17 protein-coding genes are annotated in these 19,429 nt (G+C 58.7%); 7 read left to right on the plus strand and 10 right to left on the minus strand.

Features of this window, described 5'->3' with window-relative positions; genetic code table 11:
* Positions 1-64: 64 nt before the first annotated feature.
* The 3 genes from dld to AC1XYH_RS14545 all read right to left on the minus strand — a co-directional run bounded on the left by dld (position 65) and on the right by AC1XYH_RS14545 (position 4,697).
* Positions 65-1,798: a D-lactate dehydrogenase gene (dld, locus tag AC1XYH_RS14535; RefSeq protein ID WP_483323856.1), complete on the minus strand. Its 1,734-nt coding sequence runs from the start codon at positions 1,796-1,798 to the stop codon at positions 65-67.
* Positions 1,795-2,934, minus strand: a complete 1,140-nt coding sequence (lldD, locus tag AC1XYH_RS14540) for an FMN-dependent L-lactate dehydrogenase LldD (RefSeq protein WP_483323857.1) — start codon at positions 2,932-2,934, stop codon at positions 1,795-1,797. The genes dld and lldD overlap by 4 nt, the downstream gene beginning before the upstream one ends.
* Before the next feature lie 68 nt (positions 2,935-3,002).
* Complete coding sequence (locus tag AC1XYH_RS14545; RefSeq protein ID WP_483323858.1) at positions 3,003-4,697, minus strand: L-lactate permease; 1,695 nt, start codon at positions 4,695-4,697, stop codon at positions 3,003-3,005.
* 216 nt (positions 4,698-4,913) lie between these two features.
* Here AC1XYH_RS14545 and AC1XYH_RS14550 point away from each other — a divergent pair, with 216 nt between their 5' ends.
* The gene (locus AC1XYH_RS14550; RefSeq protein ID WP_483323859.1) at positions 4,914-5,690 is read left to right on the plus strand and encodes a GntR family transcriptional regulator; all 777 of its coding nucleotides are present in this window, start codon (positions 4,914-4,916) and stop codon (positions 5,688-5,690) included.
* 13 nt (positions 5,691-5,703) lie between these two features.
* On the opposite strand, the gene AC1XYH_RS14555 is transcribed toward AC1XYH_RS14550, so the two are convergent.
* On the minus strand, positions 5,704-6,897 hold the full coding sequence (locus tag AC1XYH_RS14555; RefSeq protein WP_483323860.1) for a CaiB/BaiF CoA transferase family protein: 1,194 nt from the start codon (positions 6,895-6,897) through the stop codon (positions 5,704-5,706).
* Between the two features lie 136 nt (positions 6,898-7,033).
* Positions 7,034-8,218, minus strand: coding sequence for an acyl-CoA dehydrogenase (locus AC1XYH_RS14560; protein ID WP_483323861.1), 1,185 nt, complete (start codon positions 8,216-8,218; stop codon positions 7,034-7,036).
* A gap of 238 nt (positions 8,219-8,456) precedes the next feature.
* Between AC1XYH_RS14560 and AC1XYH_RS14565 the strand changes: the two genes are divergently transcribed.
* On the plus strand, positions 8,457-9,359 hold the full coding sequence (locus tag AC1XYH_RS14565) for a LysR family transcriptional regulator (protein ID WP_483323862.1): 903 nt from the start codon (positions 8,457-8,459) through the stop codon (positions 9,357-9,359).
* 70 nt (positions 9,360-9,429) lie between these two features.
* Here AC1XYH_RS14565 and AC1XYH_RS14570 read toward each other — a convergent pair whose 3' ends face one another.
* A complete protein-coding gene (locus AC1XYH_RS14570; RefSeq protein ID WP_483323863.1) occupies positions 9,430-10,419 on the minus strand; it encodes a bile acid:sodium symporter family protein in 990 nt (329 codons plus the stop codon).
* A 93-nt stretch (positions 10,420-10,512) separates the two neighbouring features.
* Between AC1XYH_RS14570 and AC1XYH_RS14575 the strand changes: the two genes are divergently transcribed.
* The 4 genes from AC1XYH_RS14575 (at position 10,513) to AC1XYH_RS14590 (ending at position 14,704) form a co-directional block, all read left to right on the plus strand.
* Positions 10,513-11,343: an AraC family transcriptional regulator gene (locus AC1XYH_RS14575; protein ID WP_483323864.1), complete on the plus strand. Its 831-nt coding sequence runs from the start codon at positions 10,513-10,515 to the stop codon at positions 11,341-11,343.
* A gap of 358 nt (positions 11,344-11,701) precedes the next feature.
* Positions 11,702-13,138: an 8-oxoguanine deaminase gene (locus tag AC1XYH_RS14580; protein ID WP_483323865.1), complete on the plus strand. Its 1,437-nt coding sequence runs from the start codon at positions 11,702-11,704 to the stop codon at positions 13,136-13,138.
* Positions 13,139-13,344: 206 nt separating this feature from the next.
* On the plus strand, positions 13,345-14,223 hold the full coding sequence (locus tag AC1XYH_RS14585) for a cache domain-containing protein (protein WP_483323866.1): 879 nt from the start codon (positions 13,345-13,347) through the stop codon (positions 14,221-14,223).
* Positions 14,224-14,425: 202 nt separating this feature from the next.
* Positions 14,426-14,704 (plus strand): hypothetical protein, encoded by a 279-nt coding sequence (locus AC1XYH_RS14590; protein ID WP_483323867.1) that lies wholly within the window; start codon positions 14,426-14,428, stop codon positions 14,702-14,704.
* Between the two features lie 39 nt (positions 14,705-14,743).
* Here AC1XYH_RS14590 and AC1XYH_RS14595 read toward each other — a convergent pair whose 3' ends face one another.
* The 4 genes from AC1XYH_RS14595 to AC1XYH_RS14610 form a co-directional block, all read right to left on the minus strand.
* The gene (locus AC1XYH_RS14595; protein ID WP_483323868.1) at positions 14,744-15,913 is read right to left on the minus strand and encodes an NnrS family protein; all 1,170 of its coding nucleotides are present in this window, start codon (positions 15,911-15,913) and stop codon (positions 14,744-14,746) included.
* Positions 15,914-15,971: 58 nt separating this feature from the next.
* On the minus strand, positions 15,972-16,757 hold the full coding sequence (locus tag AC1XYH_RS14600) for an SIR2 family NAD-dependent protein deacylase (protein ID WP_483323869.1): 786 nt from the start codon (positions 16,755-16,757) through the stop codon (positions 15,972-15,974).
* 289 nt (positions 16,758-17,046) lie between these two features.
* Positions 17,047-17,859, minus strand: a complete 813-nt coding sequence (locus tag AC1XYH_RS14605) for a DODA-type extradiol aromatic ring-opening family dioxygenase (protein WP_483323870.1) — start codon at positions 17,857-17,859, stop codon at positions 17,047-17,049.
* 34 nt (positions 17,860-17,893) lie between these two features.
* Positions 17,894-18,358 carry a DoxX family protein gene (locus AC1XYH_RS14610; RefSeq protein ID WP_483323871.1) on the minus strand — a complete coding sequence of 155 codons (465 nt, stop codon included), beginning with the start codon at positions 18,356-18,358 and terminating at the stop codon, positions 17,894-17,896.
* A 105-nt stretch (positions 18,359-18,463) separates the two neighbouring features.
* On the opposite strand from AC1XYH_RS14610, the gene AC1XYH_RS14615 reads away from it, so the two are divergent.
* Complete coding sequence (locus tag AC1XYH_RS14615) at positions 18,464-19,408, plus strand: LysR family transcriptional regulator (RefSeq protein WP_483323872.1); 945 nt, start codon at positions 18,464-18,466, stop codon at positions 19,406-19,408.
* Positions 19,409-19,429 lie beyond the last annotated feature (21 nt).

The following is a 19,429-nucleotide window of genomic DNA, read 5'->3' on the forward strand; positions in this document are numbered from 1 at the left end:
ATCATGCCGATCTTTAATGTGGGCAGACAGAAAACAGGGCCGTCGCCTAAAGCACCAACAACTCTCAACCCGCCTCCCCCTCATGCCCACCACAACACTCACCCCAGCCGCGCTGCCGTGACGTATGGCCAATACCCGGATTGAAGCTGTTGGTTGGGTCGAGTTCACGGTAGAAGTCGGCCAGCGCAGGTTTGGCCACGTAAAGGTGGCCGACGTTGTGCTCGGCGGGGTATTCGGCGCGGCGCTCGTCCAGCAGCGCCCACATGCGGTGCTCCATGGCGAGCGGGTCGACGCCTTTGCGTACGATGTAATCCTGATGGAAGACGTGGCAGAAGAAGTGGCCGTAATACAGCTTGTGCACCATGTCCTGTTCTAGCTCGGGCGGCAGGGTTTCCACCCACTCGCGGTCGTTGCGGCGCAGGGCGATGTCCAGCGCGACTATGTCTTCTACGTCTTTTCGGTGCACTTCGCGGTAACGGATAGCGGCGCCGGCGATGGCGAAGCGGTGCAGAAAGGCGCGGCGGCCTTCGTCTTCATCGCACTCAAAGTAACTGCCACTGTCACGTCCGGCGAAAAAGCTGCTGAGGTGCTCCCGCGTCTGCGCGGCGGTGTCGTTAGAGACGCGCAGCAGCAGGTGATGCTCGTAACGATCGCGGTATTCGCGCATGCGCGCTGGCAAGTGGCTGGGCAGCAAGTCCATGATTTTCTGGATAATGCGGTCGCTAACGCCACGCAACCCCACTCGTTCAAATAGCCCATCAACGCGGCTCTTGAGCGCAAAAGCGGTGGGTACACGTGCGGTGCCAAAGCGGTCGATAACCAGATAAGTATCCTTGCCGTAGCGCTCGCCAATGTCGAAGGCGGTGCGGTGGATGTACTCACCGGCGATGGGCAGGCTCGGCAGACTGGTCAGCAGGTAGCGACGCAGCTCGGTCAGATCCTGCGGATCATTGCTGCCGATGTAGAACACGGTGCTGGCCTCCTTTACGAAGGTATCCAGCCGCACGGCAAACAGGCACAGCTTGCCGGCAGAACCCGAGGCTTCAAACAGCCGCGAGGGATCGGCATTGAAACGCGCCGGGGTATCGGCATCCACATCGCGCACGTGTTCGGAGTAGCCGGCGTCCGAGGCACGCGCGGCCTCATTGCGCACCGCAGCGGGGCTGTAGTCAGCCTTCTGTAGGCGGGTAAGCATCTCTTCCGGGCTGTCGCCCAGCTCGATACCCAAGTGGTTAACCAGCGTGAGGCTGCCATCAGCCTGCACCTGCGCATAGAGCGCCAGCTCGGTGTACGCCGGGCCACGGCGTACCAGGGCCCCGCCGGAGTTATTACACACACCGCCGAGCACCGAGGCGCCGATACAGGAGGAGCCAATCACCGAATGAGGCTCGCGGCCCAGCGGCGCCAGCTCCCGTTCCAGCCGATCCAACGTGGCACCGGGCAAACACACCACCTGCTCGCCCTGATTAACCAGTTGCACGCCATCCAAGCGTCGGGTGCTGATCAGCACAATATCGCGCTCGTAGTTGTCGCCATCCGGCGTGGAGCCGCCGGTCAGGCCGGTGTTGGCGGCCTGCATGATGACGATGCAATCGGCGGCCACTGCCGCCTGCAATACTTGCCATTGCTCCAGCAACGTGCCCGGTTGCACCACCGCCAACACCTGACCTTCACCCGTGCGATGACCCTTGCGAAACCGGCGGGTCTGCTGATCGCCGGTCAGCACGTGACGCTGCCCCACCAGGGCCTGAAAGTGCTCCAGCAACGCGCTACGTTGGGGGGTGTTTACAGCGCTCATAAGGCACGTACCAGCATGTCGGTATTGATATCCGCTATCGTCTTGGCGCCGGTGAGCACCATGGCGACGCGCATTTCCTTGTCGATCAGATCCAGCAAGTTCGCTACCCCGGCTTCACCATCAGCAGCCAGCGCATAGATAAAGGCGCGACCGAGCATTGCGCAATCGGCACCCAGCGCCAACATGCGCACGACATCCAGCCCGGTGCGCACGCCGGAGTCAGCAAAGATTTTGATCTGGCCTTTTACTGCGTCGGCAATCGCTGGCAGTGCGCGGGCAGTGGAAAGCACGCCGTCGAGCTGACGGCCGCCGTGGTTGGAGACCACAATGCCGTCGGCACCAAAGCTCACGGCATCACGCGCATCATCGGCATCGAGAATGCCTTTGATCACCATGGGGCCGTCCCAATATTCGCGAATCCATTCCAGATCTTTCCAGCAGATGGACGGGTCGAAATTAGCGCCCAGCCAGCCGATGTAATCCGCCAGCCCGGTTGGGTTACCGCGATAGGCCGAGATATTGCCCAGGTCGTGCGGCTTGCCGAGCAGCCCTACGTCCAGCGCCCAACGTGGATGAGTAAACGCCTGGAGCATGCGGCGTAACGCAGCATTGGGGCCGCTCATACCCGAATGCGCATCACGGTAACGCGCGCCCGGCACGGGCATATCAACAGTAAACACCAGAGTGGTTACGCCTGCCGCTTTGGCGCGCTCCAGAGCGTTCTTCATAAAGCCGCGATCTTTCAGCACATAGAGCTGGAACCACATGGGCCGCTGAATGGCCGGCGCGACCTCTTCAATCGGGCAAACCGATACCGTAGACAGGGTAAAGGGAATGCCTTTGGCGTCCGCCGCACGGGCTGCCTGCACCTCACCCCGGCGTGCGTACATGCCGGTCAAACCGACCGGTGCGAGCGCGACCGGCATGGCCAGGGTCTCGCCAAACAACTGCGTCTCCAGGCTCAACTCGGACATATTGTTCAGCACCCGCTGACGCAGCGCGATGGCAGCTAGGTCGTCAACGTTGCGCTTGAGCGTGTACTCGGCGTAAGCGCCGCCATCGATGTAATGAAATAGGAACGGCGGCAAACGGCGCTTGGCAGCAGCACGGTAATCGGTAGAAGCAGAAATGATCATGTGGGTGTCCCGTGTTCACTTGTACGGCAAACGCCCCGGTTAGGACCGGGGCGCGCTCAAACTGGGCTTCAGCCGGCCAGCAGCGGATCGCTGACGTTGAGCACATAAACCGCAAACAGCGCGATCAGTCCCGTGGCCAGCACATAGTAAAGCGTCGGCCAGATGGTGCGGCGTAGCGTAGTACCTTCACGCCCCAGCAAGCCGACAGTAGCCGATGCGGCGACCACGTTGTGAATCGCAATCATGTTACCCGCTGCGGCGCCAATGGCCTGACCCGCTACGACCAATGCCGTCGACAGCCCCAGGTTCTGAGCAACGCCAAACTGGAACTGGCTGAACATCATGTTGGATACCGTGTTGGAGCCAGCGAGGAAAGCACCCAGCGCGCCAATAGAGGGGGCAAACAGCGGATAGATGCCGCCCACACTGTCTGCAACATAGCGTGCCATCACAATCGGCATGCTGGGCAGATCGGCCGCGTTAACGCCTGAGTTAATCAGGATACGCACCATAGGCACGGTAAACAGCAGCACAAAGCCGGCACTCAGCAATACACCACCCGACTCCTTGACCGCATTACCCAGGTCACGCAGCTGCATGCGGTGCAAAAAGAAGGTCATCAGCACGACCATCACCAAAATGCCGCCCGGCAGGTAGAGCGGCTGAACGCCAGCGCTAACGCCCGCCTCGCCCAGCAGATCGTTTGCGCTGAACGAGATCGACTTGAACAGCGCAGTAACCTCGGGGAACACACGGCTGATTACTAGAATGACGCCAACCAAAAGGTAAGGTAGCCATGCCCGAAAGCTGCTCATAGGGCGAGCGGTCAGCTCATCGAGCTTCATTTCGATGGTGCCTATCCACTCCGCAGGCCAGTCCTTGCGGTCCGCAAACGACCAGATATTTTTGGGCACCAGAAAACCGGCACGCGCCGCGGTGGTAACCACAGCCAGACCGACCAGGCCGCCGACCAGCGAGGGAAACTCCGGGCCCAGCCAGATGCCGGTCAACACATAGGGAATAGTCATCGCCAGGCCAGCAAACAACGCAAAAGGCAGCACCTCAAACACCGCACGCCAGCTCTTCTCCCGGCCGAAGAAGCGCACCAGCATGATGACCATAATGAGCGGCATGATAGTGCCCACCAGCGCATGGATGATGGCGACCTGGCTGGTGATCAGTTGCAGGTAGGCCTCCCAGCTGGAGCCGTTGGCAATCAGCTGCTGGCTGATGGTGGCGTTATCCAGCCCGGTGGTAATGCCCACCACAATCGGTGTGCCCACCGCGCCAAAGGACACTGGCGTGCTTTGTACCAACATGCCCATCAACACCGCCGCCATGGCCGGGAAGCCAATGGCGACCAACAGCGGCGCGGCAATGGCAGCTGTAGTACCAAAACCGGAGGCACCCTCAATGAAGCAACCAAACAGCCAGGCAATGATGATCGCCTGGATACGCGGATCAGGGCTGATGGTGGTAAAGCCCGCGCGGATCACAGCGATGCCACCAGAGTGTTTAAGCGTATTGAGTAGCAAGATGGCACCGAAGATGATCCACAGCAGCCCGAGCGTGACCACCAGCCCCTGCAGGGTAGAGGCCATTACTCGGTTGAAGCTCATTTCCCAGCCGTACAGCGCGATCAGCGCACTGACCAGATACACCAGCGGCATGGCGCGCCGCGCAGGCCAGCGCAGCCCCACCAGTAAAATGCTCGCCAGCAAGATGGGAGTGAAGGCCAGCAAGGCCAGAAATCCAGATGACATGGGGAGCTCCTGTAGGGGTTTCTAGTTGTTGTTCTGCAGTGGCTTACGTAAATTGGTAATACCAATTTACAATTCAGGGCAGTCAGATTAAAAAAGCATCAGCTCGCTGTCAAACTTGTGAATGTAGACTTTGGTATATGGGGTTTAGCCCAAGGCTTGCTCAACGCGCTCAAGCCAGACAGAATTCGCAGATTGGTAAGACCAAAAGGAACAGGCATGGAAGTGGGTCAAATTCGTCAGCGGCGACTGTCTGACAACATCGTCGAACAGCTGGAAACCATGATTCTTGAAGGTGCGCTGCAGCCGGGGGAACGCCTGCCGGCAGAGCGCGCGCTGGCCGAGCAGTTTGGCGTGTCGCGCCCGTCGCTGCGCGAAGCGGTACAGAAGCTGGTTGCCAAGGGGTTGCTGATCAGCCGTCAGGGTGGCGGTAATTATGTGAGTGAAACGCTGGGCTCCAGCTTTAGCGATCCGCTGCTGGGCCTGCTGGAAGGTCGCCCGGAAGCGCAGCGCGACTTACTGGAATTTCGCCATACGCTGGAAGCCGACTGCGCCTATTACGCTGCGATGCGCGCCACCGAACTGGATCGTGAACACCTGCAAACGGCTTATGACAAGCTGCAGGCATGCTATGCCGCTGATAGTAAAGCAAGCCGAACGGAGGAAGGCGCGGCCGATGCGCGCTTTCACCTGGCCATTGCCGAGGCCAGCCACAACATCGTGTTGCTGCACACCATTCGCGGTCTGTTCGATCTGCTCAAGCGCAATGTGGTGACCAATATTGGCGGCATGTATGCATTGCGCGAAGAAAGCCGCCGCATGCTGGTCACGCAGCATGGCGCATTGTTTGAGGCTATCATGCAGGGGCGTGCCGATGAGGCGCGCCGCCTGGCTAGCGAACACATCAGTTACGTGCAGGAAGTGTTAGACCAGAGCCAGCAAGAAAGCGTGCGTTTGGCCCGCTCGCAGCGTCGCGAGCGCTCACCGAAGCACTAGCAACAGAGCCTAATCAGCGCTTTGCCGTACCGCCAAGCCAGTCGGCGAGCACTTCCGCGTTGTGCTCACCGAGCAGCGGCGGCGCGCTGCGGTATTCCACCGGCGTGCGCGATAAGCGTATCGGGCTGGCGACCAGTTTCACTTCGCCAGACAGCGCATGCGGCAGACTGATCTGCACCCCGCGTGCTTTGATCTGCGCGTCATCAAACACTTGCGCCAGATCGTTGATCGGCCCGCAGGGCACACCGGCCTGCTCCAGCGCGATGATCCACTCGGCGGTGGTGCGAAACACCGTGGCCTGTCGGATCAACGGAACCAGCTCAGCGCGATGCGCGACGCGCTGCGCATTGCTGGCGAAGCGCGCATCACTGGCCCACTCCGGATGGCCAGCCACTTCGCAAAAGCGTCGGAACTGGCCGTCGTTACCCACCGTAAGAATAAAATCGCCATCAGCGGTCGGGAAATCCTGATAAGGCACAATATTCGGATGCGCGTTACCGAGCCGCTGGGGCGGCACACCGGTGGTGAGGTAATTGAGCGCCTGATTGCCTAAGCAAGCCACCTGTACATCCAGCAGCGCCAGATCAATATATTGCCCCTGCCCGCTACGCTCGCGCTCAGCCAGTGCGGCCAATACCGCATTACTGGCGTACAGACCGGTGAGAATATCGGTCAGCGCCACACCCACTTTGACCGGCCCACCGCCCTCTTCATCCGCTGCCTTGCCTGTCACACTCATCAGGCCGCCCATGGCCTGAATCATAAAATCGTAACCTGCCCGTTTCGCGTATGGCCCAGTCTGGCCGAAGCCGGTAATAGAGCAATAGATCAAACGCGGATTAAGCTGCTGCAGACTGGCGTAATCCAGTCCATAGGCGGCCAAACCGCCTACCTTGAAGTTCTCAATCAGCACATCGGCCTCAGCAACCAATTCACGCACCTGCTGCTGACCTGCCGCCTGAGTAAAGTCGATGGTGATAGAGCGTTTGTTGCGATTCGCCGACAAGAAATATGCAGCCTCAGAGGTATCGCGGCCGTCCGCATCCTGCAGGTAAGGCGGCCCCCAGGCACGGGTATCGTCGCCCACCTCAGGCCGCTCAACCTTGACCACATCAGCGCCCAGGTCAGCCAGCATCTGTCCGGCCCAGGGGCCGGCTAATACGCGGGAAAGATCGAGCACCTTGAGGCCGGCGAGTGCACCAGACATATCAACACCTATTGGAAAAAGCAGTAGAGCTGTTACGAAAAGGGGCCGCAGGCAAATGCCGACGACCCCTGATCAGATGACCACCATCAACCCAGCGCAACGCCGGCCAATGGTTAGCTACACGCCGTAGCGCGGCTTAGAAGAACGCTTGCAAACCGGTCTGCGCACGGCCAAGGATCAGCGCGTGTACGTCGTGGGTGCCTTCGTAGGTGTTAACCACTTCCAGGTTAACCACGTGGCGGATTACGCCGTACTCGTCGGAGATACCGTTGCCGCCCAGCATGTCGCGGGCAACGCGGGCGATATCCAGCGATTTACCGCAGGAGTTACGCTTCATGATAGAAGTGATTTCTACCGCTGCGGTGCCTTCGTCCTTCATGCGGCCCAAACGCAGGCAGCCTTGCAGCGCCAGCGTGATTTCGGTCTGCATATCAGCCAGTTTCTTCTGTACCAGCTGGGTTTGCGCCAGCGGACGGCCAAACTGCATGCGGTCCATGGTGTACTGGCGAGCGGTGTGCCAGCAGAACTCGGCAGCACCCAGAGCGCCCCAGGAGATACCGTAACGGGCAGAGTTCAAGCAGGTAAACGGACCTTTCAGGCCGGTAACGTGCGGGAACATGTTTTCTTCCGGTACGAATACATCTTCCATCACGATTTCACCGGTGATGGAGGTACGCAGGCCAACCTTACCTTTGATCGCTGGCGCGCTCAGGCCTTTCCAGCCTTTTTCCAGGATGAAACCGCGAATCACGTCGTCGTCGGTTTTTGCCCAGACCACAAAGACGTCAGCGATGGGGCTGTTAGTGATCCACATCTTGGCGCCTTTCAGCAGATAACCGCCTTCAGTGGTACGTGCGCGAGTGATCATGGAACCCGGATCAGAACCGTGGTTCGGCTCGGTCAGACCAAAGCAGCCGACGTGCTCACCAGACGCCAGCTTGGGCAGATACTTCTGCTTCTGCTCTTCAGTACCAAACTCGTTGATTGGCACCATCACCAAGGATGACTGCACGCTCATCATTGAGCGGTAACCGGAATCTACACGCTCCACTTCACGGGCAATCAGGCCGTAGCACACGTAATTCAGTCCGCTTCCGCCGTATTCTTCCGGAATCGTTGCACCCAACAGGCCTAGATCACCCATTTCACGGAAGATCTCAACATCGGTCTGCTCGTTACGAAACGAGTTGAGTACCCGAGGCATCAACTTGTCCTGGCAGTACTGACGTGCAGTGTCACGCACCATGCGCTCTTCTTCAGTCAGTTGCTGGTCTAGCAACAATGGATCTTCCCAGTTGAAACTTGCTTTGGATGCGGACATGAAAACTCCAATCTGAATTATTGGGTGGAACGACCCGGCCAGCGGGGCGTGGAATGACATGGATGCTAACCAGACTGGCTGGGGGCAACAACCGTCTTTTTTGCAACAACCTGTGCTAAATTGGAATTCCGAAACAGCGATATTCGGCAAAACTCGTCTTTAAGCTCAATTTTTAAGCATTCCGAGAATAGCGCCAAGGCGATACTCAAGGCTTTTAATGATCAGGACAGCATAGACCATGCGCCGCAAAATTCCGCCAACTCAAGCCCTTATCTGTTTTGAGTCCTCTGCCCGCCACGAAAGCTTTACCAAGGCGGCGGAAGAGCTGTCGCTGACCCAGAGCGCGGTGTGCCGGCAGATAGCCAACCTGGAAGAGTTTCTCGACATCCAGTTATTCCGCCGCACGCGGCGCGGAGTCAAGCTGACCGATGCCGGGCAAACCTACAGCCGGCGTATTGCCAGCCGCTTGGATGCCGTTGAACGCGACACCCTGTCGGTAATGGGCAATCAGGGCACCGCCACATTAGAGCTAGCGTTGGTGCCTACCTTTGGAACCCAATGGCTATTACCACGCCTCGGCGGCTTTCTTAAACAGCATCCGCAAATTACCGTTAACCTGACTAACCGCACCCGCCCCTTTCTATTCGCGGATACCGAGTTCGACGCTGCCATCTATTTTGGTGACGGCGAGTGGTCAGGTACGCAAACGCATTTTTTGATGAAAGAGTCGCCGATCCCGGTGTGCAGTCCGGCGCTGATTGCGCCGCAACAGCAGCTCAGCCCAGAGCAGATTGCTAACTTGCCACTACTGCAGCAAACAACCCGGCCTTACGCCTGGCGACAATGGTTCGCAGCAGTCGAGATGCGCGTTGAGCACGACCTGAACGGCACGCGGCTGGAGCTATTCTCCATGCTAGCGCAGGCGGCCATGCATGGCTTGGGTGTGGCGCTGATTCCGCCTTTCTTGATCCGTCAGGAGCTGGCCGATGGTCGCCTGATCAGCCCTTGCGAGCGCAGCTTCGACAGCACCAACAGTTATTTTTTGGTTATCCCTGAACGCAAGGCAGAGTCGGCCGCGCTGCTGGTGTTTCGTGATTGGTTGACTGGCGAGGCAGAGCGCTATCGGGCAGAAAGCGAGTAATCACTCGGCAATAAAAAGGGCCGCCATACAACATGGGCAGCCCTTGCGGATTTAGCACTTTAACGGCAGCTCACACCTCAGCTAGCGGCTCCGCCACTTCAGGTCGCCGCGCATAGCGCTCCGCCAATACCGCACAGACCATCAACTGAATCTGATGAAACAGCATCAGCGGCAGAATCAGCGCGCCGATAGCGCCACCGGCAAACAACACCTGCGCCATGGGCACACCGGTCGCTAGGCTCTTTTTCGAACCGGCAAACAGAATGGTGATGCGGTCCTCGGTATTAAAGCCAGCGCGGCGGGCGAGAAAGGCGACGATAAACAGTACCAGCGCCAGCAGCAGACAACACGCCACCACCAGTCCAGCCAATTGCACTAGTGGCACCTGCTGCCAGATCCCCTCCACTACCGCATGACTAAAGGCACCGAATACCACCAACAGAATAGAGCCTTGATCCACCGACTTCAGCCAAGCCTTATTGCGCGTGACCCACTCACCAATCCAGCGACGGGCGATCTGACCGGCGATAAAGGGCAGCAGCAACTGCACTACGATTTTGCCGATGGCATCCAGCGTATTGGAATCGCCAGCCTGCGCGCCAATCATCAACAGCACCAGCAGCGGCGTTACAAAGATGCCCAGCAAGCTTGAGGTAGCCGCGCTGCACACGGCGGCGGCAACGTTACCGCGCGCCAGCGAGGTGAAGGCGATGGCCGATTGCACCGTAGCCGGCAAGGCGCAAAGGAACAGAATGCCCAGATAAAGCTCATCGCCAACCAACGGTAACAACACCGGCTTGAGGCCCAGCCCCAGCAGCGGAAACAGCAAGAAGGTACAGCCAAACACCAGCAAGTGCAGACGCCAATGGCCCATGCCAGCAACGATCGCCTCGCGGGATAGCTTGGCGCCATGCATAAAGAACAGCAGCGCAATGGCCGCGTTAGTCAGCCAATCAAAAGCCACCGCGGCCTCACCGCTGACCGGAAACACACTGGCGGCGATCACCACTGCAATCAGACACAGGGTCATGTTGTCGGGGAGAAAACGCGGTCTGGCCATAATCAACTCTCTTTTTATGATGGGACTTGTCACTGTTGAAGGCTGCAGTCTACTGTGTACCTCAACGACCGACTAACGCGATCTGACCACACAATGTCGAGAAACGGACAAAGCCTGCCAATCCATCGTGCCGTACCTACCCTAGGCAGCTTACCGAGGCCGCTCTATGCCCGCGTAGAGTCGTTGCCGCGCAGCGCGGCAACGGAGTGGCACAGCCATCCTTGGGCGCAATTGTCTTACGCCATTCGTGGGGTGCTTTCGGTGCATACCGAACGCGGGCGTTTTATTGCACCACCGCAACGAGCAATCCTCGTACCACCCGATTTGCCGCACGCGGTCATCAGCTCGCCCGCCACCGAAATGCGCAGCCTGTATATTGAACGCAGCGCCATCCCCTGGGCAGCCAGCCATTGCAAAGTACTGGAAATCAACCCGTTGACCCGTGAGTTGATCAGCCAGTTTGGCGGCTTGCCCGCCGAGTACGATGAGCAGAGTGCCGACGGTCGTCTGGTCTGCGTACTACTGGACCAACTGCAAGCCGCCGCAGAAACCGGGTTGTATCTACCCTGGCCGGCCGATCCGCGTCTGCAACCACTCTGCGAAGCGCTGTATCAAACCCCCGATCTGCCGCAGAAGCTGGGCGACTGGGCAGATCAACTGAGGCTGTCAGAAAAGACATTAACCCGCTTATTCCAGCAACATACCGGCCTCAGCTTTCGCGCCTGGCGCCAGCGCCTGCGGTTACTCAGCGCCCTACCCCTCTTGCAGCAAGGCGAGCGGGTAACAGACGTGGCATTGGCCTGCGGCTACGATTCCACCTCGGCCTTCATTGCTGCCTTTCGCAAGCACCTCGGCGTTACGCCTAGCGCTTTTGGCGACCTACCCGAGCATTTATCGCCGACGCACATCGCACGCCAACCCTAACGGCTCAGGGCTTCGCGACCTCAGGAGCGAGTATCCACTCGGCGCTGTAGTTCCACACATCCATGCGGGTGATCTTGCCGTCACGTACTCCCACGCTGGCATAACCCTTGCTGTTTATTTTCTGCTGCCTAGCACCCCATGAACTAATCGGACTCCCAGTAACATGACTTCCTCCCTGAGCACTCTGCTTAATGCCAACGCCGACCGCCTGCGCCGCGCGGCCTGGCAGGCGTGCTATGTGCCGCATTGGCAGGAAACCGCCTTCCCCTTTCAGCTCAGCTGACCTGCAGCCTCGTAACGCACCCAACTTGAACAACCTCTGCACCGCCATCGCCCACGCGCTGGCGGATACGACTGCATGCCAGCCACGCCGGCTGGCACTGAACAAGGCACAGCCATGAGCATTCAACTACTCGACCATATCGATTACCTCGCCACCTTTGACGATCAGCGCCGCGAGATCCGCGATGGCGCCATCCTGATCGACGGCACCACCATCCTCTGGGTTGGCGCCAGCGCCGACAAACCGGATGTCGCCGTCACGCAGACACACGATTTGCGCGGCCACGTGGTGATGCCCGGCATGGTCAATACCCACCACCACATGTATCAGAACCTCACTCGTGTGATGGCGCAGGATGACGAGCTGTTTACCTGGCTGAATACGCTGTACCCGATCTGGGCCAAGCTCGACGACGATGCTATCCACGTCAGCAGTAAGGTCGCCATGGCTGAGTTGCTGCTATCCGGTTGCACCACCGCTGCCGATCACTTGTACATGTTGCCCAACGGCTCGACACTCGATAGTCAAATCGCCGCAGCAGACGAAATGGGTATTCGCTTCCACGCTTCGCGCGGCGCCATGTCACGCGGCCAGAGTCAGGGAGGGCTGCCGCCGGATAACTGCGTGGAGAAAGAAGAAGACATACTGCGTGACGCTGAACGCCTGATTCAGCGCTATCACGACCCGGCAGCGCAATCGATGCTGCGCATCACCCTAGCGCCCTGTTCCCCGTTCTCGGTTACCCCCGGACTGATGAAGGACGCCGCGCAACTGGCGCGCAAGTACCCTGGCGTGCGCCTGCATTCGCATCTGGCGGAAGAGCTGGACGAAGAGGAGTACTGCCAGCAGATCTACGGTATGCGCTCGGTTGCCTTCGCCGAATCGGTCGATTGGATTGGCGACGACGTTTGGTTCGCGCATGGCATTTTTCTGGATGACGCCGAGATTGCCCTCTTTGCACAAACCGGAACCGGCGTTACCCATTGCCCAAGCGCCAATATGCGTTGCGGTCAGGGCATCGCCAAAGTACGACAGATGCTCGATGCCGGCGTACCGGTGGGCCTGGGCGTGGACGGCTCCGCATCCAATGACTCCAGCAATCTTTTTCTGGAGGCTCGTTTGGCCCAGTTGCTCCAGCGCGTTGCGCCCGCGCGCTACGGCTCGGAAGCACCCGGTGGGCGCGGCGGTTTCGGTGGCGATCCGGGCGCGCTATCGGCCCGCGAAGCGCTGGAAATGGCCACCCGTGGCGGTGCTAGATTGCTCGGGCGGGATGACATCGGTTATCTGGCTGCCGGCATGAGCGCAGACATCATTGCCGTGAGCACCGAGCACCTGTCTTTTGCAGGCACCCAGCGTGACCCACTTGCCGCACTCATCATGTGTGGCCCTTTCACCACCAGTCACAGTTGGGTCAATGGCCGTATGCGGGTGGCCGAGGGACGTCTGATCGATCATCAGATTCCCACTCTACTGCGTGAACACGAGAAAGTGATGCAGCGGATTTACCTCTAATTCCAGAAGGTATTGCTCCAGCGCATAACGGCAGCCATCGGGACCTGCTGTTATGCCGTCACGACCCAAGACGAATTGGCCCCAGCCAGAGCGGTTACGATGAAACGTCAACAGACCCTAGACAGAGCTGGGTATACTCCTAAGCTGGAACAGGGACGCGTATCTATGCGTCCAACAAGACGTTCAAATCCCGCAGAGGAATGCATATGAAATTATTTACCCCCGCCCTGCTTGCTGCGATGGCTCTGCTGTCATTGCTATCTACCACCAGCATGGCAGATACGTCGGTTGCCCCCGGCTACGAAGAAGAAGCTGCCCGCGCCTCGGCGTTGCTGCACAAAGCCGTCGACCTTTACAAAGAGGAAGGCAATACCGCCTTCGCCAAATTTAGTCGTCAGGGCGAGTTTACCGATGGTGATTTGTACGTCTACGTCATGGATCGCGAAGGCCACATGCTCGCCGCCGGCGGCCCTTCTGCCGCCTTGATCGGCCGTGATATTTCACCGCTGCTGGATGATGAGCTGAAGCAGCATTTGGCCACTGCACTGCAACAGCCAGATTCAGAGCAGATCCACAGCGACGAGTACCGCTGGAAAAACTGGCGTGACGGCAAGGTCGAGCGCAAGCGCGTTTATTATCAACTGTATGACGACAAGTCATTCGCTGTGGGTTATTTCGTCAACCGCTCCAGCCCAGCTGCCGCCGAACAACTGCTGGACGACGCTGCCCAAGCAGTACAAACCGATGCCAAAGGCACCATAGAGCGCGTCAACCGTCTGGATCCTGAGTTCAACCGCGATGATTTGTACGTCTTCGTAGCTGACCTCGACAGCCAAACCATGGTCGCACACGGCTACAACCGTCGCCTGATCGGCATCCACTTTCCGGACATGAAAAACCAGGACGGTATCCGCGTGGGTCAGAAGCTGATCGATGCCGCCGAAGCCGGCGAAAACTCAGTGACTTACGAGTGGCCTAATCCGGTAACGGGTAAAACCGAGGAGAAAGAAACGCTGATCCGCAAGGTGGGTGATTATCTGGTAGCGGTCGGTTACTACCAAGAGATCGAGCCTGCGGCAGAGTAACGCCAAACGGCTTTAACCCATCGGCAACAACAAAAACCGGCCCGCATTTATAGGCCGGTTTTTTGTTGCACAGGTCTCATTAAACGCCACCTCTGCGAACCTAAGCGAAGCGCGCAGGTCCATATCAACAGTGCCACAGAAAAGTGCCGAATCCATGTGCACGCGCTGTCGGCTCCACAGTCAATAACAAGGAGAAGTACCCATGATTACGCATTTCATGCACGACGGACATCTTGCCTGTGGCCGCGAAGGCGACCTCACAAGCAGCACCACTCTGAACAAGGTCAAATGCCGCAACTGCCGTAATACCGACGTGTACAAGCAAGCACGTAAAGACCAACGTAACGCCGCGCGCAGAGCTGCACGCAAAAACGAGCACACACATTCCAGCGCTTGGCGTGCCGCGTGGAGCAACCGTTTGGCAGAGATCAAGGGCCCGCAGCGGCTGCCGCGTGGTTTTGGCAATCAGTCCTACGTTTGAGTTATTTGCACAGGCAGCAGCTGTCATGCTGCTGCCTGTTTAGCCTGCCTTACCGTCTGGTCTGGGGCGTAGCAGCATTGGTCCATAAACGATCAGATACAGCCCAAAAGCTGCACTCCAACTTACCGCCGCCAGCCATAGCGACGGCAAGTACCAAAGATCAACGCCAAAAACCCGCACCACTGCCGCTAAATTAATCAGCACCAGCGCCGCGACAAAGCCGCGCGGTAACGTCAGCGCTCGTCCCGTATGCCCTAGTGTTACCCGCGCCAGCATGGCCAGAATCATGCCGCCAATGCCGCCCACAGTCAGCGCATGCACCAGCGTACTTAAGTTCGTCAGCCAGCCGCACTGCCACAACGCCGCACCTGCGAAGGCCAGCACCATCCAGGCATAGGCCAGATGCAGGGACCACAACAGTGGAACTCGCAGTAACGCCGGACTAAACCAGCGCAGCAGACGCACCATGTGCCCCGCCGCCAGGAGCCCAAATAGCAGGCCGGTCAACGGATGGGGGTACAGTGCAAAGCCTAGAGCGAACAATACCGCAACCAACACGCTACCCAACAGCAGCGCCCAGTCCAACCAAGGCCACGCACTAACGCCCTGCTCATGGCCCAAGCCGCGCTGGGTAAAAAAGGGAATTACCCGCCCGCCAATCAAACCCATCATTGCCGCCACTAGCCAGATAGCCGCCAGCACAGCACGTTGTGCCAATGCATAATCGCCACTAGCGACGCCGTATAGCTGCATACCTTGCACGCCGGTTAGGAGCAGCAACACCAGCACAATTGGATAATTACGCGCCTGTCGGACCGCCCACAACATGCGGGCCATGACTACCGCCACGCCCAGCAAAAACGACAGATTAAGCACCAGCAACAACACCGGCGGGATTGATTGAAACCAGCTTATACGACCCAGCAACCACAACAGGACCAGCAACGCTAAAGGGAAGCCGGCTAGCCCCGGTCGACCCGTCCAGCTTTGTACCGCGGTTAACAGGAAGCCACCGATGATGGCGCCGGTGAAACCAAAAACCAGTTCGTGCTGATGCCACACCAGCCAGCCACCCACTGGCTGATCACCTAAGGGATGACCGCTGAGCGCCGATACCCAAAGCGCCACGCCGAGCAGGGCCAGTAAACTGCCAAGCAGAAAGAAAGGCCTGAAGGCCAGATTAAACACGGACAATACAATTGGTTTCATGGGTATCTCATTGGAGTCTTACACAGCGCAGAGTAGCTGAAGGCGCACATTCGAGGGCTCACCTGCTCAACAACGTTTTGACCAGTCTCGGCATCCACTCGGCTGCCGGCCCTGCCAGCGCCCATTCCCTACCGATACCTAGCAGTTGACGTTGCGGATTGATATGAATAACCGCAGCTCCCGAGCGCAGCGCGATTTCCGGGACTTGAGCCGCAGGGTAAACCACACCTGAGGTGCCCACCGACAGTAACAGATCACAGTCCGCAGCAGTCTCAAACGCTTGCTGCAAGCTGTGCTCCGGTAAAGCCTCACCAAACCAGACAACGCCTGGACGCACCATGCCGGCACAGTGCGCACAGATCGGCGGCGACAACCGACGCCCACCGGTCGGCTCGCGAGGCGCCTCAGGCGGCAATCGGTGCGCCTCCCCACACGCATGGCACCGCGGCTGATGCAAGCTCCCGTGCAGGTGCAACACCTGGGCACTGCCCGCACGCTCGTGTAGGTCATCCACGTTCTGCGTAATCACCGTCAACTCAAGGTTAGTGTTCGCCAACGCCGCGATGGCCAGATGCGCCGCGTTCGGCTGCGCGGCCAATACTTGCATACGCCGCCACTCGTACCAGCCCCAGACCAGTTCCGGGTCCTGCTCAAAGGCTGCCACTGTGGCCAGTCGAGCGGGGTCAAAATTCTGCCAAAGCCCAATCAGGCTATCGCGAAAGGTTGCTATACCGCTTTCCGCCGATACCCCCGCGCCACTGAAAACCACCACCCGCTGGGCCGCACACAGCGCGGCTTGCAACCCCGGGTCGCGCAGTTGCACATCGGCACTTTGGCTCGTCATAAATAGTCCATCCTCGCGGAGTATCATGGATTGGAGTCAACTGGCTCACTGGAGGGCTCTCCTCCAGTCCGTACAGATTTTTGACCTCCAGTCTTACCCCAAAACCAACCGAATGCACGGCCCCAAAGTCCCCGCCTGAGAAGCCGCGCGACGAGTTTACGCACACTCCCGGCAGATCGAGCAACGCAGCAAATCCTCAGGGCCGCGCAGTTGGGGGGCCCTAGGCGAAACCTCCAATGAACCTATTCACTGCTCTTGAAAAATAGCTCAGCACAACAAATGACGAACCCTAGTGCCCACCAAATACATACCCCGCCAACGGCACCCCCATTACCACTTCGCGGAAAGCCACAACACCAACATCAACACCTGCCGCGCCAGTAACCACATGCAACGGCAAGAGGTGTTCAGCATCCGGGTGCGCCAAGCGTGCGCCGGGCGCCTGCAGCCAGTCCGTAAGAGCTTGGTTGCGCTCAACCTCAGGCAAGGTCACCGCCTCGGCCAGCCATTCATCGAATACTTGCCCCGCGGGGTTAGATTTGGCCAAATTCGCGCGCATCAACGAAATGTTGTGAAAGCTCATGCCACTACCGATGATCAGTACACCCTGTTCACGCAGCGGTGCTAGCGCTTGACCTAAGGCGATGTGTGCAGCGGCATCCATATCAGCCCGCAACGACAGCTGCAATACGGGAATATCGGCCTGTGGGCAGACCAACTTAAGGGGTATGAAAACGCCGTGATCAAACCCACGTTGTTGATCGGTGGCAACCGCTAAACCCACTTCGTCAAGCAATCCAGCCACCTGAGTTGCCAGCTCGGGTGCTCCCGGTGCCGGCCATTGCAACTGGTAAGTATGCGCAGGAAACCCGTAGTAGTCATACAGCAGCCCAGGAGCGGGCTGGCTGTTCAGGGTAAAAACCGGCTCTTCCCAATGGGCAGAGATCACCAGCAGCGCGCGGGGCTTAACGCCCAGTGTTGGCAGTAACTCGCGCAACCAGGTCTCCATGCGTTGCCAGGTATCAGCAGGCTCCCACTCCATAAAGAAGCAGGGACCTGCGCCGTGAGGCAGAAAGACGGTCGGCATAAGTTGAGTAGACATATTCGACTCCTCGCTTATCAGTTGTTAATCGATTTTAGATAGGCAAACGCAGGCGGGCATCCAGCGAGAAGCGATCACCGCCGCGCAGGAAAATACCGAACGCTGTTAGCGCCCACAGTAAGGGGTACTCAACACCGCCGCTGGTCCAGAAAAAGCCGTTGCCCGTATGAACCGTTAACGCGACACCCAACATAAAGGTGACTGCCAACGCAGCCGGACGAGTCAGCAAACCAAGCACCAGCGCCAGACCACCAAAAAACTCCACCGATCCAGCCAATAGCGCAAACAGCACACCCGGCTGCATGCCTAGGGTTTCACCGAAGAACTGGCCAGTACCCTGCAGACCGTAGCCGCCAAACCAGCCGAACAGCTTTTGCGCACCATGCGGCATCAGCATCAGACCCGCGGTTATACGAATCAGCGGGTAACCGAGCGGTGCCAAGCGCGCGATAAAGGCTGGGCCCGGGGTCACAGTAGTATTGATGCTCTGGTTACTCATGATGTTTCTCCGCTGGCATATTTGCCGAAAAATAGGTTGTCTGTGTTGCTGGAAGACATCCTATAATCGTTTACGAATACGCATAAGACTGCAGGGTTGGAACTCATGGTTGACGAATCAGAAACCCTCGGTGGCGCGCTGGAAGACTTACAAGCGTTCTGCGCGGTCATCGAGTTTGGCAGCATTTCGGCGGCCGCGCGCCAGCTGCAAGAAACTAAAGGCGGCGTCAGCCGGCGCATCTCGCGCCTCGAATCACGTTTGGGTGCCGCGCTACTGGCCCGCACGTCGCGTGCAGTCAGCGCCACCGAAGAAGGCACCGCGTTTTACCTGAAAACACGTGATGCGCTGTCGCTGCTGGCTGAGGCAACCAACGATGCACGTCAGTCTGGCTCCGTACCACAAGGGCACCTGCGCATCACCGCACCTATGGATATCGGTATAGACATACTGCCGCCAATGCTGGTGCACTTTCGCGAATTACATCCGCAAATTAGCGTCGAACTGTTACTCACCGACAGCACGCTGGATCTGGCCGCCAATCGAATTGATTTGGCGTTACGCGCCACCCCCGGCAACCTGCCGAACATGAATTACCGCGCTTCGGTCCTCAGCGGCTTCACCATTAGTCTCTACGCTGGGCACGGCTACCTACGCCAAACCGACGCCCCCCAAACGCCACAGCAATTAGCTGATCATTCCGTCATCACCTGTCGGGAACTGGTAGGCGCCACCGGCCTGCAGTTGACCCACAGCCGTGGCCGAAGCACCGAACTATTGCTGCAACCGAGCATCCGCACCAGCGACTACGCCAGCGCCCAGCGGTTGTTGCTGGCGGGTGCCGGTATCGGGCCATTGCCAGATTTGGTCGCTGCCCGCAGCCTTGCCAGTGGTGCTTTGCTGCCCGTATTACCTGAATGGCACGTCAGCCGCGGCAGTCTGTATGCAATCAGTCTAGGGGGCGCAGAAGCACCGGCGCGAGTGCGGGTATTTCGTGAGTTTCTACGTAGTGAATTAGCCCTATTGCAGGCACAAACACCGCCACAAACCTGACCAAAGCGGCGATAGCCATTA

This window comes from Pseudomonas sp. GW-45 (genome assembly GCF_056896675.1).